This window comes from Niveispirillum sp. KHB5.9 (genome assembly GCF_048066115.1).
Lineage (GTDB): Bacteria > Pseudomonadota > Alphaproteobacteria > Azospirillales > Azospirillaceae > Niveispirillum.
The window spans coordinates 155848-171950 of the sequence record NZ_JBLTYX010000002.1; the positions used below are offsets into that span (position 1 = coordinate 155848).

Here is a 16103-nt window from a genome sequence, read left to right on the forward strand (position 1 = left end):
TACCTCCAGATCGACATGTCAGTTGGCGCACGGGGAAAACCGTTCCGCCAGACGGAGGGCGAGAGGTTGGTTTTCACCAAGGCAGGCGTCGCGGACCCGTCCGATGCGCCCACTTATACACAATGGTCCATCGAGGCGGCGCGCAAGGTGCGCGGACGGCCGGACAGCATCGTCCTGTTCGACAGCACGATCGCGGAGCCGGCTTCCCTGCTGTCCGACCTGCTGCAAGGCGGCCTGACGGGCAGCTTGCGCGACCGGTTCGTCAGCGTCTTCGGTTCCGGCAATCCCCAGCTGATCGCCGCCATCGCCGCCCGCTATGAGCTGAGCGACGACATGGTGCTGACCACGACGGGGGCGATCAGCGGCCTGGACCTGCTGCTGGACATGCTGGTGGTGCCGGGCAGGCCGGTGCTGGTGGAGCAGCCCTGCTTCGACATCCTGCCTATCCTGGCGGCCAAGGCCGGGGCGGATGTGCGCTTCGTCGACCGTGCCTATCCCGATTACGATATCGACCTGGAACAGGTGGAACGCGGCTTCGCCGCCGGGGCCGGGTTGCTGCTGCTAACCAACCTGCACAATCCCACGGGCCGTCACCTGCCCGATGCCCGCTTGCTGGAGATCGCGGCCCTGGCCGACCGGTTCGGCGCCCTGGTCATCGTGGACGAGGTCTATCGCGGCTTCGCCGATCCCGGCGCCTGCGCCGCCACGCTGGCCCCCAACATCGTGACGGTGAACAGCCTGACCAAGCTCTATGGCCTGTTCAGCCTGAAATGCGGCTGGGTGGCCGGCGATGCAGGGCTGATCGCGCGGCTGCGCACCCATCATGCCAATCGCGACCTGGGCGTCTGCAAACTGTCCCACGCGCTGGCGGCGCAGGTCATGGCCGACAGCACGGCCTTCGACGCGCATTGGCAATCGATCCTGGAGCGGACCCGGCCCGTGCTGCTGTCCCATGCCGCCGCCATGCGGGTGGACGGGCTGATCGAAGGCGACGTGCCGCCGCAGGGCTGCATCTGGTTCCCCCGCCTGACCATACCGCTGACCGGCCGACAGGTGGCGGACAATCTCTGGCAGGCGGCGGGAGTGCTGCCCGTGCCGGGGGAACTGTTCGGCGACGGACGGCACATCCGCATCGGCTTCGGTGCCGATGCGGACCGGCTGGATAGGGGAATGGGGCGCCTGCACGCCCTGCTACGGGGGGAAAGGCCCTGAAAGGGCCGCGCATAAACCAAACATCGCCGGCGTCCAAGCCGGCATTGAACAGGATGAGAGCTTCGAAGGGGGAGCATAAGAGAGATGAAGCAACGTTTGGCCCTGGCCCTGATGACGGGCATTTCGCTGACCGCCCTGGGTGCCGCCCGGGCACAGGATACCGGCGCACCTCTCCAGCTTGAGGAGATCGTGGTCACCGGTTCGCGCATCGCGCGCCCCGAAACCACCACCAGCCAGCCGGTACAGACCCTGGATGGCGCGGTGATCAATAATCGCGGCTTCCAGACGGCGGCCGAGGCCATCAACGAGATGCCGTCCATCGGCATTTCCGACACGCCGCGCGGCGACCAGGCCGGCAACAGCGTCGGTCGCAATTATATCAACATGTTCAACCTGGGTTCCCAGCGCACGCTGACCCTGGTCAATGGCCGACGCTTCGTGTCGTCCAACCCGCTGTCCACCGATGGCGCCAGCCCGGGCAACCAGGTGGACCTTAACAACATCCCCGCCGCCATGATCAAGCGGATCGAGACGGTGCAGGCCACGGGCGCCTCCGTCTATGGGTCCGACGCCATCGCCGGTGTCGTCAACCTGATCCTGAAGGACAATTTCGAAGGGGCCGAGGTGGATGCCCAGGCCGGCATCAGCGATCGCGGCGACCACGAGACCTATCGCGTGTCGGCCATCGTCGGCGGCAATTTCGACAATGATCGCGGCAACCTGACCTTCGCCTATGAACGGTCGCGCGAACGCGGGCTGCTGAACACCGACCGGGCGGCCACGGCGCGCGCCACCGCCACGCCGGGCAATGCCGCCAATACCGGCCCCAGTGACGGGCGTCCCGCCGCCATCACCATCAACGACCACCGTCTTTCGGAATTCAACCGCGACGGCGTGCTGTTCACCGCCCCTGCCCCGGTGCCGGCGCTGGCCCTGACCATCCCGGACCCGAATGACCCGACCAAACGCGTGCGCGCCCGGTTCGATGCCAACGGCAATATCGTGCCCTACAATGTCGGCACCTATTACACCTTCGCCTATGCCTCGGGCGGCGAGGGCTACAGCCTGGCCGACGTGACGGCCCTGGTGTCGCCGGTGGAACGCAACGTCGCCTATATCAACGGCCATTACGACCTGACCGAGCGGGTGAAGCTGAGCTTCGAAGGCTCCGCCTCCTGGGTGGATGCCACGGAGCCGGCCAACCAGGGTGAGTTCAACACCACCTTGCAGACCGGTTCGTCGGCCGCCCTGCGCATCACCACGGAAAACGGCTTCCTGACCGATCAGGCCCGTTCGGTGCTGGCGGCACAGGGACGGACGGCCTTCTTCCTCAGCCGTGCGCTGGACGATGTGCTGCCCGACGACGCACAGACCGTCGCCAAGTCCGACACCCAGCGCGCCGTGCTGGGCCTGGACGGCACCTTCGACCTGGGCGAGCGGGAGCTCTTCTGGAACGCCAGCGGCGTCTATGGCCATACCGGCGGCCATTACAGCACCATCAAGGTCAATCAGGCCCGCTTCACCAATGCCGTCGATGCCGTCAAGGACGCCTCGGGCAAGGTGGTCTGCCGCGTGACCCGCGACAATCCCGGTTCCACCAATGTCGATATCGCCAATTGCAAGCCGCTGAACCTGTTCGGCTATGGCGCGCCAAGCGACGAGGCGCGCGATTATATCAACGCCCTGTTCCGCCAGGATTATTCCCTGGATCAGGCCGTTGGCACGTTGAACCTGGGCGGGGACATCTTCTCCCTGCCGGCCGGTGAAGTGCGCACCGCCATCGGTTTCGAACATCGCTATGAGAAGTCGGTGTTCAGCCCCGACGACAATTCCCGCAACGGCATCGGCCGCGACGTGCCGGTCATCCCGGCGCGCGGTTCCTATGACACCAACGAATTCTATGGCGAGCTGCTGGTCCCGGTCATCGACCGCGACATGGACATCCCGCTGGTCCGCAATTTCGAGATCGAAGGCTCCATCCGCTATATCGACCATTCGCTGACCGGTACGGACACGGCCTGGAATATCGGGGAACGCTGGCAGGTCACGTCCGACCTGATGGTACGCGCCTCCAACAGCCGCACCTTCCGTTCGCCCTCGGCCCTGGAACTGTTCCTGCCGCGCTCGTCGATCAGCGCGTCGGGCCAGGACCCGTGCGACAGCCGCTATGTCAATGGCGGTGCCAACCCGACCGCGCGGCTGGCCAACTGCGCCGCCCTCTATCGTCAGATCGGGCTGGCCAGCGGTGCCAGCTTCACCTCGCTGATCTCCAACGTGCCGCGCGCCGTGACCAATGGCGGCGATGCCGGCCTGAAGCCGGAAGTGGCCGACAGCTGGACCTTGGGCACGGTGATCACCCCGTCCTTCGTGCCCAACCTGACGCTGACCGCCGACTGGGTGGACATCAAGATCAAGGATGCCATCACCACCTTCGATCTGACGGCCATCTTCTCCACCTGCTATGACAGCCCGAACCCCGATCCGGCGATCTGCGGCCGCATCACCCGCGATGCGGCGGGCCAGGTGATCGATGCGCTGCTGGGTTACGTCAATGCCGGCTATACCGATTTCGAGGCGCTGACCCTGACCGGTGATTACCGTTTCGCGCTGGAGGATGTGGGCGTCACGGCCATTCCGGGTGAGATCAACCTGAACGCCATGCTGCAATATACCAGCAAGCTGGAAACCTCCGTCTCCGGCCTGGGTTACGACCTGGACAGCTCCAACGGGGAATACACCAACCCGAAATGGAAGGGCCGGTTCAGCGTCGGCTATACCGACGGCACCCTGGGTCTGGCCTGGACCACAAACTATCTGAGTTCCGCCGTCTATAACGTCACCTATACGGCGGAAGATCGCGACATCCTGGGCGTGGGCGATTATTTCCGCCATGACCTGACCGGCAGCTACGTCGTCAACGACAATCTGACGCTGCGGGCCGGGGTGACCAACGTCTTCGACCGCGAACCCTCCTATCCGCTGGGCTATGTGGGAAGCTACGACATCATCGGCCGCAGCTTCTTCATCGGCGCCAAGGCCAGCATCTGGTAATACCCGGCCGGGCAGGTCTACCAAGACCTGCCCGGCATTTCACATCTTGGAGGGCGGCATGGGTTTCGACGGTCTGGTCATGCTGGATGCCGCCGCCGTGCGGGCCGGGCTGGATTATCCCGGCTGCATCGCCATGGTGCGGGATGCGATGAAATCCCTGTCCGCAGGGATCACCAGACAATTGCCGCGCGGCGTCATCGACCTGGGCGGCGGGCGGCTGTTCGGCCAGATGCCGGCGGCCCTGGGCGACGACGGCATGTTCGGCGCCAAGCTGATCAGTGTGTTTCCCGAGCCCGACCGCCCCACCATCCGCCGCCATCGCGGCCTAGTGGTGCTGTTCGATCCCGTTGACGGCCGCCCGGTCTGCGTGGCCGATGCCGAAGAGATCACCCATATCCGCACCGCCGCCGCCACGGCCGTGGCCACCGACGCCCTGGCCCGCACGGATGCCAAGAGCCTGCTGCTGATCGGTACGGGCGGACAGGCGCGCACGCATCTGAAGGCGCTGCCGCTGGTACGCGACTTCAAGCGGATCATGGTCTGGGGCCGTGATGCGGCCAAGGCCGAGGCGCTGGCCCTTGAGACCGGCATTTCCGCCGTCACCGACCTGTCCCAGGCCGTCACCCAGGCCGATGTCATCTGCACCCTGACCGGCGCCAGCGAACCCGTCCTGCGCGGTGGATGGCTGCGGCCCGGCACCCATGTGAACCTTGTCGGGTCCAGTGTACCCGGCCCGGTGGAGGTGGATGGCGAGTTGGTCCGCCGTTGCCGCTACATCGCCGACAGCCGCGCCAACGCCCTGCTGGCGGCGGCCGAATTCCTGGCCGCCCGCGCCGCAGGGCTGGTCGATGACAGCCATATCGTGGCGGAGATCGGCGAGGTGCTGCTGGGCCGCATCCAAGGCCGCCAGAGCGATGAACAGATCACCGCCTATAAATCGCTGGGCCACGCCGTACAGGATCTGGCTGCCGCAGCGCATCTTTACCGGAGAGCCCTGGAACCATGACATCCTCCCTGCTGCGCGCCGGCATGCTGGCCGGCACGATGATCGCCGGACTGCTGCTGACGCACCCGGCCACCGCCCGCACCGAACGGCTCAGCGTCATCGCCGGGGGCGAGAAGGTGGGGTTCGTGGAGGCGGAGATCGATGGCAACCGCATCGCCATCCGCCATGACGTGAAGAATAACGGCCGTGGACCGACCATGGCGGAAAGGCTGGTACTGGACCGTGCCACCGGCCTGCCCGTGGAATGGGCGCTGGACGGTACCTCCACCTTCGGCAGCCCGGTGGCCGAACGCTTCACCCGTGATGGGGCCAAGGCCGCCTGGACCGACAGCATGGGCGACGGCACGGCCGATGCCGGCCAGCAGCTCTATGTCGGCCAATATGCCAGCCCCTGGGCGCTGGGCCTTTATGCCCGCGCCCTGCTGAAGGACAAGGACCGGCGCATCCCCGTCCTGCCGGCGGGTGAGTTGAGCCTGGAAAGCCTGGGCAAGGTCACGGCCGGTGAGGGTAAGCAGGCGCTGAAGCTGGATGCCTATCTGATCAAGGGCATCGATCTGGAACCCGCCATCATCCTGCTGGACAAGGATGGCAGCCTGTTCGCCGAAATCTCCGCCAATGGCGTGGTGGTGCGCGAGGGGCATGAGGCGGCGGCCGACAGCTTGCGCCACGCGGCGGAGAAGATCGAGGCCGACCGGTACGTGGCCCTGCAGCAGCGGCTGGCCCGCCGTTTCGACCAGCCCGTGCGCATCCGCAATGTCCGGGTCTTCCAGCCGGAGACGGGGACACTGTCCGATCCCGTCTCCGTCGTCACCTTCCGTAATCGCATCTCCGCGGTGGAGCCGCTGGACAGCCCGGCCACGCCGGGCGAGGTGCTGGTGGAGGGCGGGGGCGGCACGCTGATGCCGGGCCTACACGACATGCACGCCCATGTCAGCCTGCAATCGGCCCTGCTCTATATCGCCGCCGGTGTCACCAGCGTGCGCGACATGGGCAACAGCAATGATGTGCTGCTGGGCCTGACCGATCAGATCGAGGTAGGCAAGGTCGCCGGCCCGCGCATCGTGCGCAACGGCTTTGTCGAGGGCCGCAGCCCGTTCTCCGCCCGCAACGGCATCGTGATGGATAGCGAGGCGGCGGCACTGGACGCGGTGCGCTGGTACGCGGCGCGCGGTTACTGGCAGATCAAGGTCTATAATTCCATGAACCCGGCCTGGGTGCCGGCCTTGTCGGCTGAAGCCCGACGGCTGGGGCTGGGTGTGACCGGCCATATCCCGGCCTTCACCAATGCCGATGCCATGATCGATGCCGGCTATGGCGAGGTCACCCATATCAACCAGGTGATGCTGGGCTGGGTGCTGAAGCCCGATGAGGATACGCGCACGCCCCTGCGCCTGACGGCCATGACCCGCACGGGTGATCTGGATCTGAAAGGCCCGGCGGTACGCAAGACCCTGAAGGCGATGGTGGACAAGGGCATCGCCCATGACCCGACGGCGGTGACGCTGGAACTGCTGATGCTCAGCCGCAACCGGGTGCCCTGCCCCTGCGTGGCCGATTATATCGACCATCTGCCCATCGGGCTGCAGCGCCGCCGCATGAATGCCATCGCCCCGATCAAGGGACCGGAGGAGGATGCCGCCTATCAGGCCGGCTTCGCCAAGGTGCTGGAGGTGCTGAAGCTGTTCCATGACAATGGCATAAGGCTGCTGCCCGGCACGGACGACCATACCGGCCTGTCCCTGCACCGGGAACTGGAGCTTTACGCCAAGGCCGGCATTCCCGTGGCCGATGTGTTGCGCATGGGCACACTGGGACCGGAACAGTACATGAAGCGCGACCAGATCCTGGGCTCCATCGCCAAGGACAAGCTCGCCGATTTCTTCCTGATCGACGGCAATCCGCTGGAGAATTTGGGTGCCATCCGCCGCATCCGCATGGTGGTGAAGGATGGGGCGGTCTATTACCCGGCGGAAATCCTGGAAGCGTTAGGCATCCGGCCCTTTGCGACACCGCCGACGGTTACCCTGCCCGACACCCCGGCCCGCCGCGCCGATGCGCTGCCGGTCGGGCCGCATGATCATTCGCACGAATATGGCGTGCAGACCGCGTATTGATATCGGCGGAGACCAATGAAAAAGGGGCGGACCTGCATCCGCCCCTTTTTCATGTCCGGCTTCCGGCCTCTAACCGCCCGCGACGGCTGACCACATAATAGACCGCACCCACCAGCCCCCACCCCAGCAGCATGGCATAGGGCCGCCAGTCCGCCTCGAACCCCACCACGATCAGCACCAGGGCAGAGCAAGCACCCAGCCCGGCCACGGCGATCTGCTGGGCCTTGGGCAATTTGAAGCCGGCCCGTTCGTACAATTCCGGATGATCGCGGGTTACCCGTGCTGCAGCCAGGCAGATGGTGCCGTACTTCACCAGATTGGGAATGTTCACGGCCAGGAACAGGAAGGTCAGTTCCATGGGCAGGAAGAGGCCGACACAGCCCAGGCCGAACACGGTCAGCAGCGCCATATAGGGCGTCTGCCACTTGGGATGCACCCGCGCCAGTGCCGCCGGCAGGACGCCGGCCCGCGCCATGGCGAACAGCGAGCGGCTGAACAGCATGAACAACCCGTTCAGCGACTTGCCGATCGACGCCGTGGCCGCCACCACGATCAGCGGCACCGCGAACGGCCCCATGAAACGCTTGGCCGCCTCCAGGATCGGCGCCTCGCTGGCGCCCAGCGGGTCCGCCCCGAGCACGCCCAGCGCCACGATGGCCACCCCCAGATAGAGCAGGGTGGCCACCCCAATGGACAGCGCGATACCCAGGGGGATGTTGCGGCGGCTGTTCTTCACCTCGCTGCCGGCCTCCGTCGCCGCCTCGATCCCGGCGAACAGGCCGGTCAGGATGGGGGCGGCGGCGATCACGGCCATCCAACCATGGGGGGTGAAGGGGGCGAGATTGTTCAGATCGACCTGCGTTCCCGCCCCCCAGAAGATGAAGACCATGAACAGCACCACCACCAGCGCCATCAGCACCTTCTGCGCCCGCGCCGCGATATGCACGCCGAACAGGTTGGCCAGCAGCGCCATGACGAACAGGGCGAACATGGTGGGCCTGGTCGGCAGCGGCACGATCATCGACAGATAACGCACCAGCACCAGCGCCAGCACGACCATCGCCCCCATATTCGCCACCAGCCGCAGCCAGGTGATGACGAACGCCACCTTGGGATGGACGAACCGCGCCGGCCATTCATACGACGCACCGGAGACCGGCAGGGTGGAGCCCAGAAAGGCGTAGGAAATGGCGATCAGGAAGATGGGCAGCGCGCCCACCAGCACCGACACCAGCATGCCCGGCCCTGCCAGCGCCGCCGCCGGCGCCATGGCGGAGAAGATGGCCACGCCCACCGCCGACCCCAGGCCCAGCGCCACCACCCCCCACAGATCGATCCCCTGGCGCAGTTCGGGCAGGTCGGGGGCAGGCTTGGCGTCGGTCATCGCGGGTTCCCGGTCTCATCCATTCGTGATTGCCGGTCAACCCGGCATGCACCGCAACATAGGGCATCCGCGCGGCGAGTTTTTTGCGAGATTGGGGCCTTTCGGGAAGTATCTTTCCCCGGACGGCGCCCCGCACCTCCGGCGACCTGCTTTATACCCGATCCTGGGAATTTTCGAAAAATTGACACCAATGAATGACAGTTGATCGAATGGATGAATTCCATTATCCGGAAAATCCGGATCATCATGCCCATCGAAAGGGAAGCCGCCCATGTCCGAGGAACTGACCGCCGCCGACATCCGCATCCTGGAGCAGTTGCAAAAGGATGCATCGCTTTCCACGGGTGAGCTGGCAGACAAGGTCGGCCTGTCGCAGTCCCCTTGCTGGCGGCGCCTGCAGCGCCTGAAGGAGGAGGGCTATATCAAGGGACAGGTGGCCCTGCTGAACCGGGAGAAGCTGGGCCCCGGCATGATCATCTTCGCGGTGATCAAGATGACGACGCTGACCCCCGAACAGCGGGCGCAGTTCATCCGCACCATCGAAGTGACCCCGCAAATCCTGGAATGCCACACGATCTTCGGGGAGATGGACATCATGCTGAAGATCGATGCGATCTCCATGCCCTGGTACCAGGAATTCATCTTCGATGTGCTGCTGAAACTGCCCGGCGTGGTGGATGTGCAATCCACCGTGACGTTGAAGGAACTGAAATACACCACCGCCCTGCCGCTGCGCGGTGCCAAGGCGCTTTGAGCCTCGAACCATTCCCCGATCAGCCATAGCATTGTTGGCATAAAATCATATAAATAATACCCGATCAAATCATCGGGGGAAACATGCTCAAGAACAGTGCCTTCACGTCCTGGCGGTTGCCGGCCGCTGCCTGCCTCGCCCTGGCCCTGGCCGGCCAGCCGGTCATGGCCGGCACGGACAGGCCGGAACAGCCGATCAGCGTGACGATCCAGGTCGATGCTTCGAAGACCACAGGCCCGCTCAAGCCCGTCTGGCGTTTCTTCGGCGCCGACGAGCCCAATTACGCCACGATGAAGGACGGGCAGAAGCTGCTTGCCCATCTGGGGGAGTTGAAGCCCAAACAGGTCTATTTCCGCGCCCATAATCTGCTGAATACCGGCGATGGCACCGCCGCGTTCAAGTGGGGTAGCACCAACGCCTATACCGAGGACAAGGACGGCAAGCCGATCTACAACTGGATGATCACCGACATGATCATCGACAGCTATCTGGCGCGCGGCGTCCGGCCCTATCTCCAGATCGGCTTCATGCCGGAGGCGCTGTCATCCGCCCCCGCCGGCACGCCCTATCGCCATAGCTGGCGGCCCGGATTCAAGTATGAGCTGATCGAAGGCGGCTGGAACTATCCGCCCAAGGATTATGGCAAGTGGGAGGAACTGGTCTATCAATGGACCAAGCATAATGTGGAAAAATACGGCCGGGACGAGGTTCTGACCTGGTATTTCGAGGTGTGGAACGAACCCAACGGCCCCTCCTACTGGAAGGGCACGCCAGAGGAATTCTACAAGACGCATGACTATGCCATCGCCGGGGTGAAACGCGCCCTGCCCGAGGCCAAGGTCGGCGGCCCGGATGTGGCCGGCTCCGGCGGGGCCTTCATGGATGGCTTCCTGAAGCATGTGGTGTCGGGCACCAACCATGCGACAGGCCAGACCGGAACCCCCACCGACTTCCTGGCCTTCCATGCCAAGGGCAGCCCGACCTTCATCAAGGGTCCCGAGGGCGGTTACGTGCAGATGGGCATGGTCAATCATCTGAAGGCCGTCGATAACGGCTTCCGGAAGATCGCCGCCGTCCCGGCGCTGAAAAACACAGCCATCGTCATCGGCGAAAGCGATCCGGAAGGCTGCGCCGCCTGCCCCGGCCCGCAGAACGGCTATCGCAACGGCACCATGTATTCCAGCTACACCGCCGCCTCCTTCGCCCGCATCTGGGAGCTGGCGGAGCGGCACAAGGTCAATCTCGACGGGGTGCTGACCTGGGCCTTCACCTTCGAGGACCAGCCCTGGTTCGCCGGATACCGGCAGCTGGCCAGCAACGGTATCGACCTGCCCGTGCTCAATGTCTTCCGCATGTATGCCAAGCTGGGGCCTGACAGCATCGCCGCCACCAGCAGCGCCCAGGTGCCGCTGGACGAGATGATGGCCGGGGTGACGCAGAAGAATGATGTCGGTGTCATGGCCACCCGCAAGGGCACGGAACTGGCCATCCTGATCTGGCATTACAATGACAATGACCTGGCCGGTCCCGATGCCGCCATCCGCCTGCAACTGGACGGGTTGGGCAAGGCAAAGGCCCGGAAGGTCACGCGGTATCTTGTCGATCCGCACACGGCCAATGCCTACACGCAATGGCAGAAGATGGGCTCCCCCCAATCGCCCGACCAGGACCAGTACAAGCTTTTGGAAGCCGCCTCCATCATGCATTCCGAAAGCCTGGCCCCCCTGTCCGTGGCCAAGGGCAAAGCCACGCTCGACCTCACGCTGGTCCGTCAGGGGGTGACGCTGCTGATCCTGGAATAGGGGGCGGCGATCAGGGGCCTATGGCCGCGGCGTCCAGCCGCCGGCCTTTACGGTGAGCTGCGGCAGAGCCGCGACGACGTCGGACCAGGAGACATACTTGAAGTTGGTGGCGTTGGGCTTGCCGCTCAAGCCGTTCAGGTCGTCATTATAGCCGTCCTGGACCATCAGCAGCCCCTGCGGATATCCCGGCAGCGGGATCGACACCAGCTCCGCCCCATCGCATTCCTGACCGGCATCGATGGGGCCGTTGGCGGTCAGCCGGAAGCTGCCCAGGTAACGGTTCTCCCCGCCCCGTTCGAAGATGGCAAAACTGTCATCCAAGCCGCCATTGTCGGAATGGCCGCCATCGCCATGCGCATCGCCCTGGCTGGACGCGATCAGATAGCCGGTGCCATCGGCTCCACGGTAAAGCGCCAGCCCCTCCACATCACGGGCGATCCTGCTGTCCTGGTTGTTGAACGGGCTCTTCACCGATCCGCGCGTCTCATAGAAGGGCCTGTCCTCGGCCTGGCCCGTCGTCAGGTTTACCCGCCACAGGCCCACATCCTCCTGCCCCGCGAACAGGGTGCCGGCCTCGGCATCGACCACCAGCCCCTCGAACTGCGGTGACCAGTCCTGCGCCGGATCGGTCTCGCTCTCCGCCCACAAATCCTGGCCCTTGTGGCTGGTGGGGAAGTCCCAGTGGCGGGTGCGCTCGTGGCCCACCGTGCCGTCGGCCTTCACCACCAGCCGCTGTTCGGCCAGGCGGGCCGCCTTGCGCTGCGCCACCACGGCGCGGACCTCGCCGGTGGCCTTGTCCTGCCACAGGGTCAGACCATAGGCGCTGACCTGATCGGCCACCGGATTGTCGATCTCGCTCTTGCCGTCGGGCGACAGGCGGGTGGGGAAGACCTGACCCTGGTTGGGGTCGGTGATATCGGTCAGAGGGCTGGTGGGGTTGGCCGGATCGATGGCCCAGACCATCAGCCGGTCGCGGCCACGGTCGCTGGCCACGGCGATGTCGAAGCTGCTGCCGTCGGGACGCTTCAGCCCATAGGCCACGTCGACATTGTTGTAGCGGCCATCGGGCTCGGCATCGATGCGCTGCACCAGATTGCCCTGAAGATCATAGACCCGCAGGCCCGATCCCTTCACCGCCGTGATCATCAGGCTCTTGCCCGGATCATCCGGGTGCAGCCAGAAGGACGGATCATCGGCGTCCCCCTTCTGCGCGCTGTCGGGCATGCCGGGCGCGGTCTCCGCCACAGGCTTGACCAACGGAAGCGGGGCATAGGCCATGGGCTGTTCCTTGCCGCAGGCGGTCAGAAGCAGCAGGGCCGCAATCGGGATCAGCGCACGCATGGTCGGGGTCTCCCACTCCTTGAAGGATTCTTCCAGGGGGTGGTGGCCCCTCCCCCTGTCCTGGGGATGTATCACCGTTTTCCGCCCTACCAATTTGACGGATTTATGAAACTTCGCCCCGCCCGCCGGCGATAGCCCTCAAGATGAAAGCCAGAAACGCCCCTGTGCCAGCGCCGTCAGGTCGCTCGCGAATTCACGGCGCGCGGTCTCCAGCGCCTGCATGGGGGAGCCGGTGGCCAGCAGCCGGATCATCTTGCCGATGAACATGCATTGCGGCAGCAGCGCATCCAGCGGCCGAACCACAACACCCATATCCGCCAGCACATGTTTCCAGGCCCGTGTCTGGTCGGCGATGCTGTTCCAGACCATGGGCCGCAGTTCCGGCCGCCGGGCCGCCTCCAGCCAGACGGTGAAATTCGCCAGGTTCTGGTCGGCAAAGGCCGTCACCTCGCGCAGGAACACCACGGACGTGCGGTCGATCAACCGTTCCAGGTCGCGTGGGCCGCTATCCATGGCGGCGGCTACGCGGTAGCGCTGCTTGGAATCCTCGAACAAGTGTGCCTGGGCGGCGGCCAACAGGCTGTCCACCGTGGGAAAATGATAGGCCGGCCCCGCCGGCGCCAATCCCGCCTGCTGTGCCACGTTCCGATAGGTGACAGCTGCACTCCCGTCCGTTGTCAGGATGGCGATGGCGGCGGCGATGATCTTGTCCCGGGTTTCGGCCGATTTGCGCCCGGGCTTGAGCGGCGGCAAATCATTGGCAAGGGCCGGCGGCGCCCAGGCATCCAGCGGCTGCGCGCCCTTCAGCATCACGGCAGCGACCTGTTCCTCCGTCAGCCCCAGGGCCAGCACCGCCAACAGCAGGCCGATCATGGCATCAATGGCGGAACCGGCCGTCGCCTGCGGATCCGGTGCATGCGTCGACCGGGCGATATCCTGCCAGATCACCACCAGCCCGGCGAACCATTCCCGGGCCAGGGCCAGGCTTTCCGCGTGGCGCGGCGCGTCCAGCATGATCTCCGCCCAACAGGCCGCCCCCGTCCGGTCACGCCCGACGGCGTTGACCAGCAACCGGACGACATACTCGCGCACCGATCCGTTGCGCCCGGACAGGGCCGCCCGCCGGAAAGCCTCGGTATAGCCGTCAAGAACCTGATGGGAGGCGGCGGCGACCATGTCGAACTTGCTGTCGAAATAATAGGTGGTGGCCGCCAGTGAGACGCCGGCCTCCTGCGCCACAAGACGGTGGGTCAGGCCGGCGATGCCATGATGGGCCATGAGGGTGACGATGGCATCCACCATTCCGGCCCGGCGCTGCTGCGACCGTTCCTGCTTGTCCCCCCGGCGGCGCGCGGGCGGCACGGATGCGGCTGGCTCTCTCATGGCACCCCATGGCGCTGTCTCTGACGGCGCGAAACCTACCGTCCCGCATCCTCAAACGGCAAGCCCCGCGCTCAGCCACCCAGGAACTGGGCCGGAGTGACATCCAGGCAGGTGCTGTCCATCCGTTCCACCAGACCGAGCTGGGGCAAGGCACGCGGCAGCTCAAAACGGAAGAAATACCGGCAGGCGGCGATCTTGCCGCGGTAGAAGTCATCTTCCGCCGTCCCGGCTTGCAGGGCCGTGCTGGCGGCCACGGCCTGTTTCAGCCACAGCCAGGCGATGACGATCTGGCCGAACGCATCCAGGTAGAGCGTGGCATTGGCCAGCCCGCGTTCGGCATCCGCACAGGCCAGGACGGTGCGGGTAGCCCGGCCCAGGCCTGCCAGGGCGGCGTGCAGGGCGTCCACCTCTTGCGCGAAGGTGCCATCGGCCTCCGCCGCGTCCTGGGTCTGGCCGATCTCCAGGACCAGCAAATCCACGGCCCATCCGCCTTCCATCCGCACCTTGCGGCCCAGCAGGTCCAGCCCATGGATGCCATAGGCCCCCTCATGGATGGCGTTCAGGCGGTTGTCGCGGTAATGGCGTTCCACCGGATAGTCACGCGTATAGCCATATCCGCCCAGTATCTGGATGGCCAGCTTGTTGGCCTCCAGGCAATGTTCAGCCGGCCAGGACTTGGCCATCGGGGTCAGCAGTTCCAGCAGCAGATGCAGGTCGCGCCGCTCCGCCTCCTCCGCGGCGGTCGCCATCCGGTCGACCAGCATCGTGCAATAGCAGGACAGGGCCAGCGCGCCTTCCACCGCCGCCTTCTGGGCCAGCAGCATGCGGCGGACATCGGCATGTTCGATGATCGCCACCTGCGGCGTGGTCGCATCCTTGTTGCGCAAGGCGCGGCCCTGCGGACGGGTGCGGGCATAGTCCAGGGAATAGAGATAGCCGGCCAGAGCCGACATGGTGGAATTGGCGCCGACGCCGATCCGCGCCTCATTCATCATATGGAACATGCAGGCAAGGCCCTGGTGCGCCTCGCCCAGCAGATAGCCGTGACAATCCCCCTGCTCCCCGAAATTCAGCAGGCAATTGGTCGTGCCGCGCTGACCCATCTTATGGTTCAGGCCGGCGAGCGCGATATTGTTGAAGGCCCCGGGGCTGCCGTCGGGGTTCAGCCGGTATTTCGGCACGATGAACAGCGACAGGCCCTTCACGCCGGGCGGCCCGTCCGGCCGGCGGGCCAGCACCATATGGACGATGTTTTCCGTCAGATCCTGATCCCCGCCGGAGATCCACATCTTGGTGCCGGTGATGCGGTGCAGGCGGCCGTCCAAGGGCTCCGCACGGGTGCGGATATCGGAGAGCGACGATCCCGCCTGCGGTTCCGACAGGCACATGGTACCGAACCAGCGCCCCTCCAGCATCGGCGGCAGGAACGATGATTTCTGTTCATCCGTACCAAATGTCGCCAGCATGTTGGCGGCAGCCACGGTCAGCAGTTGGTAATTGGCGATGGAGATATTGGCGGCTGCCAGGATACCGTTGATCAGCATGGTCACGGTGGTGGGCATCCCCAGCCCGCCCACCTCCTCATTAAAGCCGGCGGAGAACAGGCCGGCCTGCGCACAGGCATCCAGGGCCTGCTTCACCCGCGCATCGACCAGAACGCGACCGTCAGTGAAATGCGGCTCATGCGCGTCCAGATCGGCGGCGCAGGGCAAAAATTCCTTCTCCGCGATGGCCTGGGTGGCATCCAGCACCGCGTCGACGGCCACACGGTCATAGGCGGCAAAGCGGGGTGCGGCCAAAACCCTGTCGAAGCCCAACGTCTCGTAAAGCAGGAAGTCGATATTCCGGCGATGAACGATCAGGGACATCGGGGCCACTCCGGTCAGGTTCTGTATCGCCGATGGAATACGGGCAGCCCGATCCAGTGGTCAAGATTTTTTGATCGTTCGTACCAATTTTATGACTGGACAGGATGAGGTCGAGATTCAATACTGACTTCCGCGTCAGTCAGTATTGACGATCACCGGACGGTATGAGAACGTCAGACCGTTCGCGC

General features: G+C 65.1%; 10 protein-coding genes. 6 read left to right on the forward strand and 4 right to left on the reverse strand.

What is annotated here, in order from left to right:
- Positions 1-66: 66 nt before the first annotated feature.
- From ACM9HJ_RS05340 to ACM9HJ_RS05355, 4 genes are all read left to right on the forward strand, one after another.
- Entirely contained in the window at positions 67-1212 is a 1146-nt protein-coding gene (locus ACM9HJ_RS05340; protein WP_416570664.1) for a pyridoxal phosphate-dependent aminotransferase, read from the forward strand.
- 84 nt (positions 1213-1296) lie between these two features.
- Positions 1297-4263, forward strand: coding sequence for a TonB-dependent receptor domain-containing protein (locus tag ACM9HJ_RS05345; RefSeq protein WP_416570665.1), 2967 nt, complete (start codon positions 1297-1299; stop codon positions 4261-4263).
- A 58-nt stretch (positions 4264-4321) separates the two neighbouring features.
- Positions 4322-5269 (forward strand): ornithine cyclodeaminase family protein, encoded by a 948-nt coding sequence (locus tag ACM9HJ_RS05350; RefSeq protein ID WP_416570666.1) that lies wholly within the window; start codon positions 4322-4324, stop codon positions 5267-5269.
- The gene (locus tag ACM9HJ_RS05355; RefSeq protein WP_416570667.1) at positions 5266-7383 is read left to right on the forward strand and encodes an amidohydrolase family protein; all 2118 of its coding nucleotides are present in this window, start codon (positions 5266-5268) and stop codon (positions 7381-7383) included. Before ACM9HJ_RS05350 ends, ACM9HJ_RS05355 begins: the two co-directional genes overlap by 4 nt.
- 49 nt (positions 7384-7432) lie before the next feature.
- Here ACM9HJ_RS05355 and ACM9HJ_RS05360 read toward each other — a convergent pair whose 3' ends face one another.
- Positions 7433-8767 carry an APC family permease gene (locus tag ACM9HJ_RS05360; protein ID WP_416570668.1) on the reverse strand — a complete coding sequence of 445 codons (1335 nt, stop codon included), beginning with the start codon at positions 8765-8767 and terminating at the stop codon, positions 7433-7435.
- Between the two features lie 271 nt (positions 8768-9038).
- Between ACM9HJ_RS05360 and ACM9HJ_RS05365 the strand changes: the two genes are divergently transcribed.
- Positions 9039-9521, forward strand: a complete 483-nt coding sequence (locus ACM9HJ_RS05365; RefSeq protein ID WP_416570669.1) for an Lrp/AsnC family transcriptional regulator — start codon at positions 9039-9041, stop codon at positions 9519-9521.
- Between the two features lie 83 nt (positions 9522-9604).
- Complete coding sequence (locus tag ACM9HJ_RS05370; RefSeq protein WP_416570670.1) at positions 9605-11323, forward strand: GH39 family glycosyl hydrolase; 1719 nt, start codon at positions 9605-9607, stop codon at positions 11321-11323.
- An 18-nt stretch (positions 11324-11341) separates the two neighbouring features.
- Here ACM9HJ_RS05370 and ACM9HJ_RS05375 read toward each other — a convergent pair whose 3' ends face one another.
- The 3 genes from ACM9HJ_RS05375 to ACM9HJ_RS05385 all read right to left on the reverse strand — a co-directional run bounded on the left by ACM9HJ_RS05375 (position 11342) and on the right by ACM9HJ_RS05385 (position 15915).
- On the reverse strand, positions 11342-12664 hold the full coding sequence (locus tag ACM9HJ_RS05375) for a phytase (RefSeq protein WP_416570671.1): 1323 nt from the start codon (positions 12662-12664) through the stop codon (positions 11342-11344).
- 138 nt (positions 12665-12802) lie between these two features.
- The gene (locus ACM9HJ_RS05380; protein WP_416570672.1) at positions 12803-14047 is read right to left on the reverse strand and encodes a TetR/AcrR family transcriptional regulator; all 1245 of its coding nucleotides are present in this window, start codon (positions 14045-14047) and stop codon (positions 12803-12805) included.
- A 71-nt stretch (positions 14048-14118) separates the two neighbouring features.
- Positions 14119-15915 carry an acyl-CoA dehydrogenase gene (locus tag ACM9HJ_RS05385; RefSeq protein ID WP_416570673.1) on the reverse strand — a complete coding sequence of 599 codons (1797 nt, stop codon included), beginning with the start codon at positions 15913-15915 and terminating at the stop codon, positions 14119-14121.
- Positions 15916-16103 lie beyond the last annotated feature (188 nt).

Bases quoted from the DNA above. Each gene is read 5' to 3' on its own strand.
- ACM9HJ_RS05350 (WP_416570666.1), top strand. From the start codon at position 4,322: ATGGGTTTCGACGGTCTGGTCATGCTGGATGCCGCCGCCGTGCGGGCC.
- ACM9HJ_RS05370 (WP_416570670.1), top strand. From the start codon at position 9,605: ATGCTCAAGAACAGTGCCTTCACGTCCTGGCGGTTGCCGGCCGCTGCC.
- ACM9HJ_RS05355 (WP_416570667.1), top strand. From the start codon at position 5,266: ATGACATCCTCCCTGCTGCGCGCCGGCATGCTGGCCGGCACGATGATC.
- ACM9HJ_RS05360 (WP_416570668.1), bottom strand. From the start codon at position 8,767: ATGACCGACGCCAAGCCTGCCCCCGACCTGCCCGAACTGCGCCAGGGG.
- ACM9HJ_RS05375 (WP_416570671.1), bottom strand. From the start codon at position 12,664: ATGCGTGCGCTGATCCCGATTGCGGCCCTGCTGCTTCTGACCGCCTGC.
- ACM9HJ_RS05380 (WP_416570672.1), bottom strand. From the start codon at position 14,047: ATGAGAGAGCCAGCCGCATCCGTGCCGCCCGCGCGCCGCCGGGGGGAC.
- ACM9HJ_RS05345 (WP_416570665.1), top strand. From the start codon at position 1,297: ATGAAGCAACGTTTGGCCCTGGCCCTGATGACGGGCATTTCGCTGACC.
- ACM9HJ_RS05385 (WP_416570673.1), bottom strand. From the start codon at position 15,915: ATGTCCCTGATCGTTCATCGCCGGAATATCGACTTCCTGCTTTACGAG.
- ACM9HJ_RS05365 (WP_416570669.1), top strand. From the start codon at position 9,039: ATGTCCGAGGAACTGACCGCCGCCGACATCCGCATCCTGGAGCAGTTG.